Below are 16,421 nucleotides of genomic sequence, written 5' to 3'. Positions count from 1 at the left end.
TTTTATGTAAATAACTCGACTTTTTTATATAAGAGTTTGGTATTAGGTTTGCTTTTTTTAGATAAAAGAAAACAGGTCCATTGGGTCGGTTGATGACGATTTTTAGGCCTGATATAGGTATAATTATAGGGTCTATTTAACTGATATTTCATTTTGAAAAGCCTATCGGAAACACAACATGTAGCTGCAAAATAGCCCCGACTGCAGTGGAAATCCTTTTTGTTTTTTCTTTAAAAACAAAAAGATTGTAACGAAAGGCGGGAACTGCCCCTGCGTGAAAATGCCTGAAGTAGCTGCTTCTTATAAAAAAAATGCCTGTGGGTTAAAGGGATGTTAAAAAAGGGAACATAATTGAAAATGTTTTAATTGAAATTTGTTTCTTTGCAAGATTTTGTGGCCTTATGCAACTATACTTTTTGCACAGCGTCCTATATTTATAAAAATAACAATTTTCGATATGAAATTTATAATTCGATTGGCACTTTTGTTTGGTTTTATTTTTTTGATGGAGTTTTATGCTTACCAAGCTTTTAAAACGTTGATAAAAAACAGGTGGTTACTTATTTTTTATATCGTAGTCAATGCGTTTATTTTGGGATTTATTGTGTATTCGTTTACAAAATTTGACAGATCTGTTGGACAAACCCCTCAAACTATGTTTACACTTGGTTTGTTGTTGGTGGTTTATATTCCAAAAATGGTGGTTTCTATAATTCTTTTTGGCGAAGATTTTTTTAGATTTTTATTTGGTGTTTTTAAACATTTTGCACAACCAAATTCAAATAGTGATTTTTTGATAGCCCGACGTCAATTTGTAAGTCAAATTGGCATTGGTTTGGCATCTATTCCATTTTTGTCTTTGTTGTATGGCATCAAATATGGCAAATACAACTATAAGGTAATTAAACAACAAGTTTTGTATGACGATTTGCCCGAAGCATTTGACGGATTTAGGATTTTACAAATTTCGGATGTACATAGTGGGAGTTTTGATAATCCAGAAAAAATTAAATATGCCATTGATTTGATTAATGAGCAAGAGGCTGATTTGATGCTTTTTACGGGCGATATAGTAAACACACATGCTAAAGAAATGCACCCATGGATTGAGGTTTTTAATGACATCAAGCAACACAAATATGGCAAATTTGCAGTTTTGGGCAATCATGATTATGGCGAATATGTAACTTGGAAATCTGCTAAAGAAAAGGAAGAAAATTTTGAAAGTATTAAAAAATTGTATGGCGATATTGGGTTTCAATTAATGCTAAACGAGCACCGATACATTTCAAAAGGCCAAGACCAAATTGCATTGGTGGGTGTAGAAAACTGGGGTCATAATTTTAAGAAAGCGGGCGATTTGGATTTGGCATCAAAACATTTGAAAGCCACTGATTTTAAAATATTGATGAGCCACGACCCTAGTCATTGGAACAAAATAGTGCAACACAACGACCTCCATTTTCATTTAACACTATCTGGCCACACGCATGGTATGCAATTTGGTATTGAAATTCCAGGCTTTTTTAAATGGAGCCCTGTACAATACCAATATGAGCAGTGGGCAGGATTGTATGAACATAAAGGAAGGCATTTGTATGTAAATAGAGGGTTTGGTTTTCATGCCTATCCTGGAAGGGTTGGAATTATGCCCGAAATTACGGTAATTGAATTAAAAAAGCGTCAAAGTAGGGCTTAATTGAAACAAATTAGTAATTTTGCACTTGTTTTTTGGCATCAAGAAAATGTTTTTTTGATAGAAAGTGTTTGATTTGACAACAGATACCCAATGGATTGCTAGGAACTATTTTGTTTGACTTGATGTTGCATCATGACTATTGGCGAGCATAACTTAGTGGTCCTTTTTTGCTCGTATAATTGCCCCAATTTAAAGAATTTTTTTGTTTTTTTTGAAAAAAAATAATGACTAAATGGTATGAAAATATTTATTAAAAAAACTTTTTTTTTTATTCTTCCAATTATAATTGCATTTGTTACCATCGAAATATTAATTAGAAATATTCCTAATGATTATCAAGTAAAAAAATCGTATTTGGATTTGCATGCGGGTCAAATAAAAACATTAATTTTGGGTAGTTCGCATACATTTTATGGGCTCGATCCACGGTATATAGCTTCAAATTGTTATAATGCTTCTTATATTTCGCAGCCTTTGAATTATGATTTAGAAATATTAGAAAAATACGACACCCGTTTCGAGCAACTTCAAACGATTATTGTACCCATAGATTATTTTTCGCTCTATTTTACATTGAACGGAGGTGCCTCTGATTGGCGAATAAAGAATTATGTAATCTATTATGGATTTGAACCTCAAAATGAAGTTAGCAAACATTTTGAAATTTTAAATGTTAAGTTTAAAGATAATATAAAACGTATTTGGTCCTTTTACTTTAAAAATAAAAGTGCTATTACTACCGAAAAATTAGGATGGGGAAATGAATACCAATCCAAGTACAAAAAAAACCTGGTGGCTACCGGTAAAACCGCTGCCAAAAGGCATGGTTCAAAATCTAAGAAACATTTTAAAAACAATGTAAAAATTGTGAATGACATTATTGAATATGCAAGAAAAAAACACTGTAAACTAATATTAGTTACATCACCAGCTTACAAAACCTATACAGATCAACTTCATATAGAGCAATTAGAGCAAATAGAAACCCAAATTCAAAAATTTGTAAAACTAAACCGACATGTTTGCTATTACAATTTTTTGAAAGATAGTAGTTTTATAGCAACTGATTTTTATGATGCCGACCACCTTAATGAAAAAGGAGCTTTGAAATGGTCTAAAAAAATACAACTTTTATTGAAAAAAAATTAATTTTTATACACATCCAAACGCAAGATGACTATTTGGTAATAGATAAAAATATCAAGGCCTTTTATTGAAGAAAGCAAGCCAAATAAAAATATTTTAAAATTATAACAAATTATGGTTGTTTTGTTAAATTTCTTTATTAATTTTGTTTCAAATACCAAAAAAAGAACTTTAATAAACCCCTATTTAGTATGCCAAATACTATTTTAAAAGAACATAATTTATGAAACCAGACTTATTTCAAGCCCCTGATTATTATCAATTAGACGATTTATTGACAGACGAACACAAACTTGTTCGAGAGGCAGCCCGAGCTTGGGTAAAAAAAGCTGTATCGCCTATCATAGAAGATTATGCACAAAAGGCTGCTTTTCCAACAGAAATCATCAAAGGATTGGGCGAAATTGGAGGTTTTGGGCCTTATATTCCAGTAGAATATGGAGGTGCAGGGCTCGATCAAATATCTTATGGTTTGATCATGCAAGAAATAGAAAGGGGCGATTCGGGTGTACGCTCTACTTCGTCTGTACAATCATCATTGGTTATGTATCCGATTTGGAAATATGGTAATGAAGCCCAACGGATGAAATATTTACCCCAATTAGCTACCGGCGACATGATGGGGTGTTTTGGATTAACTGAGCCAAACTATGGTTCTGATCCAGGAAGCATGATAACCAATTTTAAAGACATGGGCGACCATTATTTACTAAACGGTGCCAAAATGTGGATTTCCAATGCTCCATTTGCAGATATTGCAGTAGTATGGGCCAAAAACGAGGAAGGACGCATTCATGGATTGATTGTAGAAAGAGGAATGGAAGGATTTTCGACTCCAGAAACACACAACAAATGGTCGTTGAGGGCGTCATCTACAGGAGAGTTGATATTTGATAATGTTAAAGTACCAAAAGAAAATTTGTTGCCTAACAAATCAGGATTAGGAGCCCCGTTAGGGTGTTTGGATTCTGCCCGATACGGTATTGCTTGGGGAGCTATTGGAGCCGCAATGGACTGTTATGATACAGCTTTGCGATATGCCAAAGAACGCATCCAATTTGGCAAACCCATTGCAGGTACACAATTACAGCAAAAAAAATTAGCTGAAATGATAACTGAAATTACAAAAGCACAATTATTGACATGGCGATTGGGTGTTTTGAGAAACGAAGGCAAAGCAACAACAGCCCAAATATCTATGGCCAAACGAAATAATGTGGCCATGGCAATACACATTGCCCGTGAAGCCAGACAAATACTTGGTGGCATGGGAATTACTGGCGAATATTCTATCATGAGACACAGCATGAACTTAGAATCAGTAATTACTTATGAAGGCACACACGACATTCATTTATTAATAACAGGTATGGACATTACAGGTATTCCTGCCTTTAAATAATTTTTATTCGATACCAAAAATAAATTATAAAAGCTTCTTCATATTGAGAAGCTTTTTTTAATTTTGTTAAAAAATAAAATAATGTCTATAACTACTATTAATCAAGCCATTGCACCATACAAAGCACAGTTATTGCAACATACTTTGTATCAAAAAATTACAACTATATCTGATTTACATTGCTTCCAAGAAAATCATGTGTATGCGGTATGGGATTTTATGTCGTTACTAAAATCTTTACAAAATCAATTGACCTGTACAAGCATCCCTTGGTATGCCTCTGAAAATCCTACGACCCGGTATTTGATTAACGAAATTGTTGTAGCCGAAGAATCCGATTTGACCATAGATGGCAGACGATTGAGCCATTTTGAGATGTATATAGAAGCCATGGAAGCTTGCGGTGCCAACACGCAAACTATAATGAAATTTGTAGATCGTGTTAAACACAGCAATGCTATTTTTCAAATTATTCAAGAAAATCCCATCCATCATAAGGTGAAAGATTTTTTGAATTTCACATTTTCAACCATTGCAAGTGGTAAAGCCCATGAAATTGCAGCAGCATTTACATTTGGTCGTGAGGATTTAATACCAACCATGTTTACAGCGATTTTAAAAAACATTCAACAAAATTTTCCTGAATCGGACTTGTCTAAATTTATATATTATTTTGAAAGACATATAGCACTTGATGCCGATGAACACAGCCCTATGGCCATGGAAATGGTTGCGGCTTTGTGTGGTCAAGATACTCAAAAATGGGAAGAAGTGGCTATTATTTCAAAAGAGGCCTTGATTAAACGAATAGGTCTTTGGGATGCCATAGAGGAAATGCTTACTAAATAATATTAATTTTTAAAAATTAAATTATATATAGCTATACAAAAAACAAACCGTATCTTTTAGTGATACAAAATTAACGCATTATTGTACATTGCCAATTAGCATACGTATTTTGTACTATGTATGGCTCCAGCATTGTACAATTCCAAATTTTAAAATACAAAAATTCTAAATCGAAAACTCAAATTGTTTTTGCCTGTTTAGACAGGCCTTTTTTTAATATAAATTATTCTAATCCTAAAATCAAAATAATCATTTTGCTTGACTAATTACTGCTTCAAAAGATTGGAAGCATTAAAAAAAAACACTTAAATTTATACAATAGTTCAAAGAGGCAATCGAGTGATAACGAAAACTCTAGGTACTTTTTTTGGAAAAAATTAAAAAAAAAATAGTAAAGCTGTGCCAGGTAACCATTTTTTTGGGCTCTTTTTAGTAAAAGAGAGCTAATTGATTGAACTATTTTGAAATGTATATGGAGTCACTTTTTGTTGTGATTTCATTTTTTCAAAGCAAAAATCTGAAAATAAAGCAATTAAGTTGTGAATTCTCATACTTAAAACATACACTTCATTTTTTGTATTTTGATTTATATCGTTCCATTGATATGATTATTGCAATTTTATTGTATTGAAAAACAAGCTACTACACAAAATAAAATTATATTTTAATGAATGTGTATCTTTCATGTAGGTATAATTTTATTGCAATTTGTTTATATTTTTATTTTTGTAATGATTAAAAACATGATTAGGCAATTGGAAAAAGATTCCATTTTTTAGGATACGATAAAAAAGACTTTGCATTAACAAATTATGTATTACAACTAGTCAATAAAAATAGAAACCTAACAATGTTTTAAAAATTATTAATTTATTAAAAATATTTAAAAAATATGCCAAATACCATTACCTTAATACCCAACGGCACTTTGATAACTAATACTCCTGAAGAAGGTAGATCTTTAGCTATGTTGATGTCTAGATTAGTCATAAAAACTTTGCAACCAGATAATGAAATCAGAATGAATCTTAGAGAAATATATGCAACAGATGCCACCATGTTAATCATGATTAGTCAAATTGTAGCTACAGAATTTGCAACCATTGCAGCTGCAAATAATTATTGGAAAAAGGATTAAATCAAAAATTATATTTAAAAAAGAAACTTAAAATATTAGTTGTTGTTTTTCGGTAACTTTATTATTTATATACTATTCAAAATTGATACCCCAAATACAATTTAGAAAATGTATGTTAAAGTTATTGGGTTTGTGTTGGGATACTACATTCTAAAAGTTTGTAGTGTTTCAACGCACAACAATAGTTATTTTTAAAAAAAATAGTACCATAAATATTAATCGATAGTATTACTTTATATCAATAAAATACCTTTTGATATTTATAAATATAAATATAAGTAGCTATTTATTATTTATATAAAAAATTACATGTACCATAAATAGATAAAAAATGTATTTATATAATTCAAAAAAATTACCTATTTTTTCTATATTTCATTTTGAAGATATTTCCTTTTGGAAAAACATCAAAAAAAGTAATTTTTATAGTATTATATTTACCGAAAGCGGCATTGGCTATTTAAGTATTGATAGCCAAAAAAGGCGTATCCATCATAAAACAGCTGTTTTTTTATATCCATATCAAAAAGTTACTTGGGATTTAGAAACAGATCAAATTATCAAAGGCATCATAATTCAATTTCATCCCGATTTTTTCTGTATCGATATACATGCCAAAGAGATTGGTTGTCAAGGATTATTATTTAATAATCCGTATTATAACACCATTTGTACATTAGAAAGTGTTGATTTTATACAAATAAAAGGAATTATTGCTCAAATGCTTCAAGAAATGGAACAACCCAACGTTGCAAGTATAGAGATGGTATCAAGTTTGTTGAAAATAATTTTGATACAAGCCGTACGATTAAAACTTAAATCACAAACAATCGAGCAAATAAATAAACCAGCAATTGCAAATGATATTGAAATAGTTATCAGTCAAAACTATTTACTGCATCATGATTTAAATTTTTATGCTTCTGTTTTAAATATCTCAAAATCGACATTAAACAGAAAATGTAATCAAATTTTTGGAAGATCGTTTCAAAAAATATTGATAGATAAAATTATAATAGAATCAAAAAAAAAATTGTATTTAAGTAACGATTCCATTAAAAAAATTAGCCTTGAAATGGGTTTTGAGGATCCTTTGTATTTCAGTAGATTCTTCAAAAACAATACTACGGTATCGCCATTAGAATTTAGAAAAAATATAAAAGGCACATTTTTAGAAACATTATCCATATAGTAATACTTATGTCCATAGGAGTAAAATTTAATATGATGTTCCTTTGCCGTAAATATTAAAAAATAAAAAAATTATGAAAAATTATTTTAAAACATTTCTGCTATTTATTAGCATGGTACTAGGTTCATGTTCAAAAGACAATACCCCCATGGTTGTCAATCAGGATATTTCAGAATTTGTTGGTACTTGGGACAAAGCAGGTTTTGTTAGATTGACAATTGCCGCAAATGGTACTTTTACAGCTCAACGGTGGATTGCTGCCTCAAACACTTTTGCAAATAATTACGCATTGGTAGGTAAAATTAGCCGAACAGATCAAAAATTGACTGTTTTGATAGAGAAAACAAATTTAGCCCACTTATGGTCTAATCAAAATGTTACAAAAGTTAATTTAGACTTTAGTAAAACAAATGATGTGGTTACATTTTCAAATGTATTAGTAGAGCCAAGTAGCTTGGATGTTAATGCAGCAGTTGTAGATAGACTTACTGGAAGTTTTACAAAAAACGCAGCTCCTACAACGCTTTTGCCAATGGACAATTATAGTTTTGCAGTTAGAACGGGTTCTTATATTCCTATGGGAACTCCTACTTTATCATGGTTTACTCTTACAGCAGGCGTATTTAATTTTGGTGTATCTAATTATACATTTGGAATAGCAACACCAGATCAAACCACAGCCGGGTTGGCTTTTTCGCCAATGGGGCAACATGTTCATTTAATTATTGATGGAAGTCCTTATATTGCAGCAGGAAATCCCTATACTTATGCTTTAAATTTGCCTGATGGTGAACATACCATAATTGCCTTTTTATCAAGATCATATCATGAAGGATACAAAAACCCTGAAGCCATGATAAGTGGCAAATATATGGTAATGGGCAATACTATAGTTGGTGTTAATGCTGGAAATACCTTAACAACAGACGAAATTTATTCCTCAAGACCTATCAGAACTTACACCGGAAGTAGCGAATACAGTAAAATTTTATTGGATTATGTAGTTCCTAGCCCAACATTAGCCAAACTTGGTAATACTTATGGCATTAGATTAACAATTGATCAAACGCCCTATTATATAGAAAGCTGGAATCCAATAGTATTTGAAGGCATGAACAGAACTAGTGTTGATGGTGTAACTCATACTATCAAAGTGGAACTTTATAACAAAATAAGTAAAACGATTAGTAAAACGACCGAACAAACATTTTTAGTAAAATCTTAATACTTTAGCATTTAAAAAGCTCAATATTTAAATTAAAAGGTGTTATTATTTGTTGTTTATATTTTGATTTTGATTAGGAAAACTATTTTGATTTTAAATCCGAAAGGAAATAAAATTGAAATAGTTTTTTATTTTTATATTAATATTATCTACTTAGACATTTATCAATAACAAAATTTCTTTAATAATTTCTTTAATTAACTTTGTGATATATCCTAATATATTTACAAAACAGCTCATACTCGATCCGAACAATTACAAATAAATGCAATAACAATTTCCGTTATTATAAAATGGTCAAATAAAAATACGCAGTTGATTTTATTAAAAAAAATGAGAAAAAACAGCTCTATTGTTAGATTCGGAACAATTATTTCAGACTCTTTATTGCAAAAAAATATTTTAGATTAGTTTGTTTGTTATCCCAAATATATTTATAAAATAGTCCAAAGATGCGTAGTTATTTTTTAGAAAAAATGTTCAATAATTTTAGCAAAAAAGAAGCAATAGATTGGACTGTTTTATATGTATATTTGGTATTATAAGTGTTTGGTAAAAACCTAACCCATGTAATGCCAATTAATTGCATTAGGGCAAAATCGTCGTTATTGGTTATAAATATTTTAATAGGATTATAAGTAAAAAAAAAAGCACTCCTTTTTAAGAAGTGCTTTTTTTATATTAGATTATAACCTATTCATTATCTCGTCCAAATCTTTCAAAATGTTTGTTGATGCTATTAAAAGTAGCTTTGGCTTTGTTGTAATACGTCAAGTCATTGGCTTCTTTGCTAACTTGAACCATGCTTCTGTATCTTTCAATATTAGTAATAATTTCTAATTGGATAAAATTTTGTTCTCTTGGTGTCAAATTGCCATAATATTTAAGATTTTGGACATATTTATGAATCAATTGATCTAAAAGTTTGCGAGCTTCTGTTTGAGCTCCAATTTGATAATATCCCCTAGCAAAAGGTTCCAAAGCTACATAATAGTCAAAATAATCAACTGGCATTTGTTTAAGTGCCAAATCGATGATGTTTTTGGCCTTTTGGTGCTGTCCTTCTACAATGAGTTGATCCATCAATCTGGACAAATTGGTTCTGTAAGTAATGCTATTGCGGCGGGTTTCTGGATCATGATATATTGTTGTGCTACCAGAGTTGCCCCAATCCCATTTCATGACAATGTCATACATTTTATGAGCATCTATTTGCCCCATTTCCATTACACCTGATTCTTTGTCTAATTTGTTTTTTACAGGAACCAACTTGTAAACCATGCCGTCCAATTGCAAATACTCTTTCATCCACAAATAATCATCGTCGCCAAAACTACCACCACTAAAATATATTGGACGTTCCCAATTGTTGTTGGCAATAATGTCTAGCATCATCAATCTGTTTTTATACAAACCATTGTCTTTCAAATCAATATCTATAAATGGCACAATAGAATCGTGGTATTTTTTATGTACTACATTGTTTTTGATAATGGTATTTTTGTCCACAGGAATTCTTATTTTATCTGTTGGGTAAAAATGATATTTCTGTCCATTACCCAATGCTACCATAGTTCGTGGATCGTCAAAAGCAATAAATTCTAAAAACTTTTTAATATCCAAACGCTCCTCTGTTGTTTTTTTGAAAATTACAAAATCGAGTTTATCACCAACATATTGGTGGTGTTTGAACGAAATTTTGAGTGGTTCGGAGTTATAGGCTTTCATTTTCATTTGGTCTATATACCAATCCGTCATAAAGAGGCTGGTATTAACAATTTTAACATCTGTCCTATAATTTTCAATTTCTTGTGCATACCACAGCGGAAAGGTGTCGTTGTCGCCAATAGTAAACAAAATAGCATTTTTTTCGCACGAATCCAAATAGGCTTTTGCCATGGCTGTAGCAGTATATTTGTTAGAACGGTCATGATCGTCCCAATTTTGAGTTGCCATCAATACAGGAGCAGCAAGCAAACATACAACAGTTACTACGGGAACTGCTACTTTTGGAGCCATCCATTTTTGAACATATTCTATTATGGCAAATAGGCCCACTCCTATCCAAATGGCAAATACATAAAACGAGCCTACGAGTGCATAATCCCTTTCTCGAGGCTCAAATGGGCGTTCGTTCAAATATATTTTTAAGGCGATTCCTGTAAACAAAAATAGTGTTAGAATGACATAAAAGCTTTTTAAGTCTTTTTTGGCATGATAAAAAACACCAATAAGTCCTAAAATAAATGGCAAGAAATAATAGGTATTACGTCCTTTGTTTTTTACAACATCGTCTGGTAAATCGGATTGCGATCCAAGTCGTGCTTCATCAAAAAAATTGATACCGCTCAACCAATTTCCGTCCAAAACATCTCCTTTTCCTTGAATATCATTTTGTCGGCCAACAAAATTCCACAAGAAATAACGAGCATACATATAACCAAACTGAAAATCGAACATGAATCCAAAATTGGCTGCGGCAGTTGGTTTTTCAATGATCAAATAATCTTTATAATTGCGAAGGAATTTGATGTAATCTTCATTATCAATTTGATGGGCTGCATAAGCTTGCTTAAATTGTGAAATGGATTTTACTACTTCTGATTGCATTTGTGCAACGGCTGCAGACAACTCTTCTTCTGATAATTTTTCTGGGTCTATGCCATATTGAGGCAAATCTGACGAATAATCATAATTAGGATCCAATTTAAATTCCAAAGGGCCTGTATATGCCATATAATTTTCAGCATTTTCTGTACTCCACATCCTTGGTAAAATGGTTTTTTGAGTGTTACTAGAATTTTGTTTAGACTTGATATAATTGTTTACAATCACATATTTTCCAGTTTGATAATCGCGTTCATAATTGGGTTTTTCGTCTAAATAAGGCGTTTCTTCATCCAATCCAGCAAACATATCTGTAAATTGAGGCCCGTAAAATAAAGGGTTGTCGCCATATTGCTCACGGTTATAATAAGCCAAAACTTCGGCAGCATCAGATGGTTTGTTCTCGTTTATTACAGTATTGGCATTGGCCCGGATAGGCAACATCAACCAAGTAGAAAAACCAATCAAAATAAATAACACAGACAACAATAACGTATTCCATTGTACATAACCTTTGTTTTTGGTATATTGAAGTCCGTAATAAAAACCCGCAATAATCAATATCGATAAGAAAATGGTACCCGAATTGAAAGGCAACCCAATTTGATTTACCATAAAAACCTCAGTTTTGGCAAACAACGACATGGTTAAAGGCAACAATAATTTGAAAATAAATAACAATACTGCTACTACCACAACATTAGCAATGATAAAGTTTTTTGGCGTTATTTTTTGATAATTTTTAAAATAATACAACAATCCAATGCTAGGAATGGTTAATAAAGCCATAAAATGAACTCCAAAAGACAAACCAACCATCAAACTGATCACGAGCAGCCATTTGTTGCCTCGAGAGGTGTGCATGTCTTTTTCCCATCGAAGTCCAAGCCAAAATAATATAGCTATAAATAAAGAAGCCATGGCATACACTTCAGCTTCGACGGCATTGTACCAAAAACTATCTGTAAAAGTAAACGCTAAAGCCCCAACAAAAGCACTTGCTAAAACGGCAATTTGAACATCTTTATCGAACGTTTTGAACGGCGTTATCATTTTTTCCAAAAGGAGGGTTAATGACCAAAAAAGAAACAAAATTGTAAAAGCACTTGAAAAAACAGACATCATATTGACCATTAAGGCAATGTGTTCCTTATCGATAGCAAACATGGCAAAAAAGGCACCAATCATTTGAAAAAGGGGTGCTCCAGGCGGATGGCCAACTTCTAGTTTTGCTGCTGTTGCTATATATTCGCCACAATCCCAAAAGCTCATTGTGGGTTCAACCGTTAAAGAATAAGTAATCAATGCGATCAAAAAAGCAAACCACCCTGTGATGGTATTCCATTTTTTAAAGTTAAAAGATTTGGTGTTCATGAAAAATTATATTGAATTTAAAATAACGCTACAAAGAAACAATTTTTTATGTAATGACGGTTCATTTACTACAAAAATCTATTGCTTTTTTATGGTTATTTCAAAATTGGTTACTGATTATAAAGACTTTAAAAAATAAAAATTGTTACAACTAAAATTTTTTGAAAAAAAGTCAAAAAAAAGTTTGCACAAAACAAAAAAAGCTATAAATTTGCACCCGATTACAAATCAAAGCTGGTCTATGGTGTAATGGTAACACAACTGTTTTTGGTGCAGTCTTTCAAGGTTCGAGTCCTTGTAGACCAACTTATTTTAAAAGGTTTATCTAAATTTAGATAAACCTTTTTTATTATATAAAAAACTTCAAAAATTTATTATATAATCAATTGGTTATTTTTTATTTTATAACTGAATTTCATTTTTTCCAGTTTCTAAATTGGCATTTATTACCATATAAAACAAAAAAAAGACTTGAAAGTACTTCAAATCTTTTTTAGGGTAAATTATTTTATTATATACTTTAAGATAAAGTCATTTTTAAGATGTTACCAACCCAGCTAAAACTTGCGGTTAAGCCACTTGCATTAGTACCTACAGTTGGGATGGTATTGGTACCTGTATTTGTTCGTTCTAAAATATCATAAGTACCCGCAGTTAAGTTAGGCACATTAACGGTAAAACCACTAGCTGCTGTAAAAGTAGTACATTTCAACTTTGAGGCAGCATTAGAAACATTATTTACATTTAATGCACTTGTAGCTCCAGACATAATTAGTGGCCCAGCCCATACTACCGAAGCAATAGCAGCCCCTGTTTTGGCACCACTATTAACAGTTAAATTACCCGTACAAGTATGTGGCGAGGCTGCCAACTCTAAGTCGCTTCCTGATGCTAAAGTTAATTTGCCATTGCTAGAAAAAATGGCTTGTAATGGAATCGACTCTTGATTATTAAGGGTTACTTCAAAATTAGAAAGAATGATAGACGTATTGGCTTCTGCCCGCCAGGATTTAGCACTTGCATTAAGTACATTATACCACAAGGTAGTTCCTGATTTTAAGTTTACATATTGTGAACCACTCGTCCCTTCTGAAGCTAACACTTTTGCGGTTCCATAAGCAATTTCCATTACACCTGTATGGGTACTATTACCAGCTAACCAAGCCAAACTATTTGTTCCAGATGTAGGACAACCATACGTTAATTTGTATGGCCCAGTAATATTAGCACAAACGGGGTTTGCCACTGTATTTTCAAAAGCTATCACAGTATCGTCTTTTAGGGTAACTACACCATTAATCCCACTAGAACTAGTTCCCTTACCGTATATTGCTACCTGAGGCGTTCCAGAGATTCCTGATCCATTACCTGCCACATTGACTGCTATACCTTCTGTTAGAGCATTTGAACTTATTATTAAGCCAGAATCTTTATTGATGTTAAGTGTACCAGAATAATAGCCCGCCAATGGATCACTTGCACCTAGCCCAAAGGTATTAGAAAGCTCTAAAGAACAATTGACCAAATTCATTACCCCGCCATTTAAAACCCAAGTAGCTGAATATGGTTTGTATATCCCGCCCGTAGCAGTACCATTTCCAATCATATTAAGAGTACCACTTATACGCATACCAGGCCCCATAAACTCTGCTTGAGTAGTATTTTTAGTTCTAAATTCTAATGTAGCACCGCTTAAAACAACCAATTGACCTGGCCCAATAGTAAATGTTTTAGTCCAATCTGTACCGTATTGCAAAGTGGCACCCGACTGCACGGTAATACCTGTAAAACCATTGACACCAACGTTCTGACTGGCTTCAAAAACCACCGTTCCTCCACCATTAAATGTCCCTAGACTAGTAGCTGTACCTGCAATAATTAAATTTGCAGATCCTGTATTTGCAGATCCCGTTGCAATAATTCTATAGCCTGCTTTTGCTCCAATTACAACATTTACATCTGCAGGCGAAGCAACCAAAGCCAAACTTTGATTTTGAGCCGTCCAAGTTACCAAGTGATTTGTTGTCCAATAATTTTGGTAACCAATATTACCTGGCACTGTATAAAGATTACCCCATCTGTCAACAGATTCGTTTTCAACCAAACCTGTAGCTTTCACTCCACGACGATTTACTAAATTAGCATCAGGATCGCTTTTGATAAAAACACCTTGTTTGTTAAAAACGTGTACGGCATCAAATTGTTGTGCCTTTGAGGTAATAAACCCCATAACACACAGTATTATAAATATTTTTTTCATATATGTAAAATTTGTTTTTTAATCGGTCATATAGGTTATCGCTTTTATATTACTATTTGTTTGCAACAAACTAGCAGTTAATAGCGATTTCATATATGTAAATTAAATAATTATCTCTGTTTGTTAAAAAAAGAAAAATTATTTTACATAATCAATGGTTATAATATCTCCGGCTACAATTGTACCAAGCGAAGCACCTCCATTATTTGCAGGAATATAAGTAACTTTCGAGCCTACTACGGTATAACAATTGTTAGTTAGTCGAGAACCGTTTCTAAAAAACCATACTTTACCTTTTGGCAATCCTGAAAGAGTAAATACCGTTTGGCTTGCAGTAGCAGTAAACTCATCGCTAGCCCCTTGAAAAGAGGGAGCATAGGTAGAATAAACAGTGCCATCACTTGTCCATTGGCTTCCATCCGTACCAACATAAATGGCAGTAGTTAAATTTTTAAAAGCGTTGTTATTAGTTACTGCTGGATTGGCAGTATCAAATATGGTTGCTGTTGCTGGAGTAGCCGCATTTACATACACAACTGTAGATGGCGTTGTACCGCCACTAATAGTTTGCTCTGAAATTTGTCCAGTAGATGGGTCTTTTACTAACATTTTGGTAGCAGTAGCAATGGTTGGTACAGTAGCAATTCTTGCAGTTCCATTGACATCCAAATCATAACTTGGTGAAACAAGCCCAATCCCGACTTTACCACCTGTAGGGTTTAAAGACAATGCCAAACCATTTGCTCCTGTTTTATTTTGACTTTGAATATAAGCCCCATAAGGTGTATCATTTAATGTACCAAAATCCAATGCGTGATTGGTATTGCTATCCACTCTAAAGGTTGCATTGGTTTGATCTAGGTTTTGAGCAGAGGGCTGTGCATTTACACCTCTTACAACAAGCATATTTAACGGGTTTACAATTCCAATTCCCACTTTCCCATTATCTAAAATTACCATACGGTCTGTTAATGATGTTGTATTTTGAGTAGCCGTTGCAAAAATAATTTTCGATCCTACGTTTGTACTAGAAGCAGTACCTACTTGTTCAGATCTCATTTCACTATTAGCAATTGTACTATATCCTGAACCCGTATTAGCAAAAAACGCAATTCTACCAATTAAGTCACCACTCAACAAAGCACCATTGTCTAAATTATTTGCGGCATTAGATTTTCTTAAAATCAAACCAGGTCCCGCATTTGCAGTTGTTGAATATCTTGTATTGACAATCTGACCACTAGTTGAATTAATGTCAAGGATAGCCTTTGGAATCAATTTTCCAATACCTACTAAGCCTGTAGATGTAACTATAAAATCATTGGCTTGTTGATCATTTGTTGGTGTACCTGTGGTAGCGTTGTCCTTAGCTCCATCAACATTAAATGTACCTGTTGGATTAACGGTACCAACACCTACTTGTGCTTGAATTTTAATTGCTGCTATTAAAAACAGTAAAACAAAGTGAATTTTTCTCATATAAATTATTTTTTATTTATTATATTAAAAAAGTATAACTAATTTAGTAT

Annotated in this window: 10 protein-coding genes and 1 tRNA gene; 8 read left to right on the top strand and 3 right to left on the bottom strand. The window is 32.5% G+C overall.

From position 1 onward, the window contains the following. Nucleotides 1–457 precede the first annotated feature (457 nt). The 7 genes from B0A58_RS08440 (at nucleotide 458) to B0A58_RS08410 (ending at nucleotide 8,651) form a co-directional block, all read left to right on the top strand. On the top strand, nucleotides 458–1,699 hold the full coding sequence (locus B0A58_RS08440; RefSeq protein ID WP_089080694.1) for a metallophosphoesterase: 1,242 nt from the start codon (nucleotides 458–460) through the stop codon (nucleotides 1,697–1,699). A 237-nt stretch (nucleotides 1,700–1,936) separates the two neighbouring features. After that, the gene (locus tag B0A58_RS08435; protein ID WP_089080693.1) at nucleotides 1,937–2,848 is read left to right on the top strand and encodes a hypothetical protein; all 912 of its coding nucleotides are present in this window, start codon (nucleotides 1,937–1,939) and stop codon (nucleotides 2,846–2,848) included. 220 nt (nucleotides 2,849–3,068) lie between these two features. Continuing rightward, nucleotides 3,069–4,247, top strand: coding sequence for an acyl-CoA dehydrogenase family protein (locus B0A58_RS08430; RefSeq protein ID WP_014082962.1), 1,179 nt, complete (start codon nucleotides 3,069–3,071; stop codon nucleotides 4,245–4,247). Nucleotides 4,248–4,328: 81 nt separating this feature from the next. Further along, nucleotides 4,329–5,096, top strand: a complete 768-nt coding sequence (locus B0A58_RS08425; RefSeq protein ID WP_089080692.1) for a DUF3050 domain-containing protein — start codon at nucleotides 4,329–4,331, stop codon at nucleotides 5,094–5,096. Nucleotides 5,097–5,988: 892 nt separating this feature from the next. After that, nucleotides 5,989–6,234 carry a hexameric tyrosine-coordinated heme protein gene (locus tag B0A58_RS08420; protein ID WP_089080691.1) on the top strand — a complete coding sequence of 82 codons (246 nt, stop codon included), beginning with the start codon at nucleotides 5,989–5,991 and terminating at the stop codon, nucleotides 6,232–6,234. A gap of 331 nt (nucleotides 6,235–6,565) precedes the next feature. Continuing rightward, nucleotides 6,566–7,426, top strand: a complete 861-nt coding sequence (locus B0A58_RS08415) for a helix-turn-helix domain-containing protein (RefSeq protein WP_089080690.1) — start codon at nucleotides 6,566–6,568, stop codon at nucleotides 7,424–7,426. Between the two features lie 73 nt (nucleotides 7,427–7,499). Then, nucleotides 7,500–8,651, top strand: coding sequence for a hypothetical protein (locus tag B0A58_RS08410; RefSeq protein ID WP_014082958.1), 1,152 nt, complete (start codon nucleotides 7,500–7,502; stop codon nucleotides 8,649–8,651). 693 nt (nucleotides 8,652–9,344) lie between these two features. On the opposite strand, the gene B0A58_RS08405 is transcribed toward B0A58_RS08410, so the two are convergent. Next, the gene (locus B0A58_RS08405; protein ID WP_089080689.1) at nucleotides 9,345–12,632 is read right to left on the bottom strand and encodes a glycosyltransferase family 117 protein; all 3,288 of its coding nucleotides are present in this window, start codon (nucleotides 12,630–12,632) and stop codon (nucleotides 9,345–9,347) included. A 235-nt stretch (nucleotides 12,633–12,867) separates the two neighbouring features. Here B0A58_RS08405 and B0A58_RS08400 point away from each other — a divergent pair. Beyond that, a tRNA-Gln gene (locus B0A58_RS08400) sits at nucleotides 12,868–12,938 on the top strand. A 214-nt stretch (nucleotides 12,939–13,152) separates the two neighbouring features. On the opposite strand, the gene B0A58_RS08395 is transcribed toward B0A58_RS08400, so the two are convergent. Beyond that, nucleotides 13,153–14,892: a hypothetical protein gene (locus B0A58_RS08395; protein ID WP_133063098.1), complete on the bottom strand. Its 1,740-nt coding sequence runs from the start codon at nucleotides 14,890–14,892 to the stop codon at nucleotides 13,153–13,155. Nucleotides 14,893–15,030: 138 nt separating this feature from the next. Beyond that, complete coding sequence (locus B0A58_RS08390; protein ID WP_089080687.1) at nucleotides 15,031–16,371, bottom strand: hypothetical protein; 1,341 nt, start codon at nucleotides 16,369–16,371, stop codon at nucleotides 15,031–15,033. Nucleotides 16,372–16,421 lie beyond the last annotated feature (50 nt).

The organism is Flavobacterium branchiophilum NBRC 15030 = ATCC 35035, from assembly GCF_002217205.1.
In the GTDB taxonomy this organism is placed as follows: domain Bacteria; phylum Bacteroidota; class Bacteroidia; order Flavobacteriales; family Flavobacteriaceae; genus Flavobacterium; species Flavobacterium branchiophilum.
The sequence above is the reverse complement of the archived record's forward strand: the minus strand, read 5'-3'. Positions and strand labels throughout refer to the sequence as shown.

Bases quoted from the DNA above. Each gene is read 5' to 3' on its own strand.
- B0A58_RS08435 (WP_089080693.1), top strand. From the start codon at position 1,937: ATGAAAATATTTATTAAAAAAACTTTTTTTTTTATTCTTCCAATTATA.
- B0A58_RS08430 (WP_014082962.1), top strand. From the start codon at position 3,069: ATGAAACCAGACTTATTTCAAGCCCCTGATTATTATCAATTAGACGAT.
- B0A58_RS08405 (WP_089080689.1), bottom strand. From the start codon at position 12,632: ATGAACACCAAATCTTTTAACTTTAAAAAATGGAATACCATCACAGGG.
- B0A58_RS08415 (WP_089080690.1), top strand. From the start codon at position 6,566: ATGTATTTATATAATTCAAAAAAATTACCTATTTTTTCTATATTTCAT.
- B0A58_RS08420 (WP_089080691.1), top strand. From the start codon at position 5,989: ATGCCAAATACCATTACCTTAATACCCAACGGCACTTTGATAACTAAT.
- B0A58_RS08440 (WP_089080694.1), top strand. From the start codon at position 458: ATGAAATTTATAATTCGATTGGCACTTTTGTTTGGTTTTATTTTTTTG.
- B0A58_RS08395 (WP_133063098.1), bottom strand. From the start codon at position 14,892: ATGAAAAAAATATTTATAATACTGTGTGTTATGGGGTTTATTACCTCA.
- B0A58_RS08390 (WP_089080687.1), bottom strand. From the start codon at position 16,371: ATGAGAAAAATTCACTTTGTTTTACTGTTTTTAATAGCAGCAATTAAA.
- B0A58_RS08410 (WP_014082958.1), top strand. From the start codon at position 7,500: ATGAAAAATTATTTTAAAACATTTCTGCTATTTATTAGCATGGTACTA.
- B0A58_RS08425 (WP_089080692.1), top strand. From the start codon at position 4,329: ATGTCTATAACTACTATTAATCAAGCCATTGCACCATACAAAGCACAG.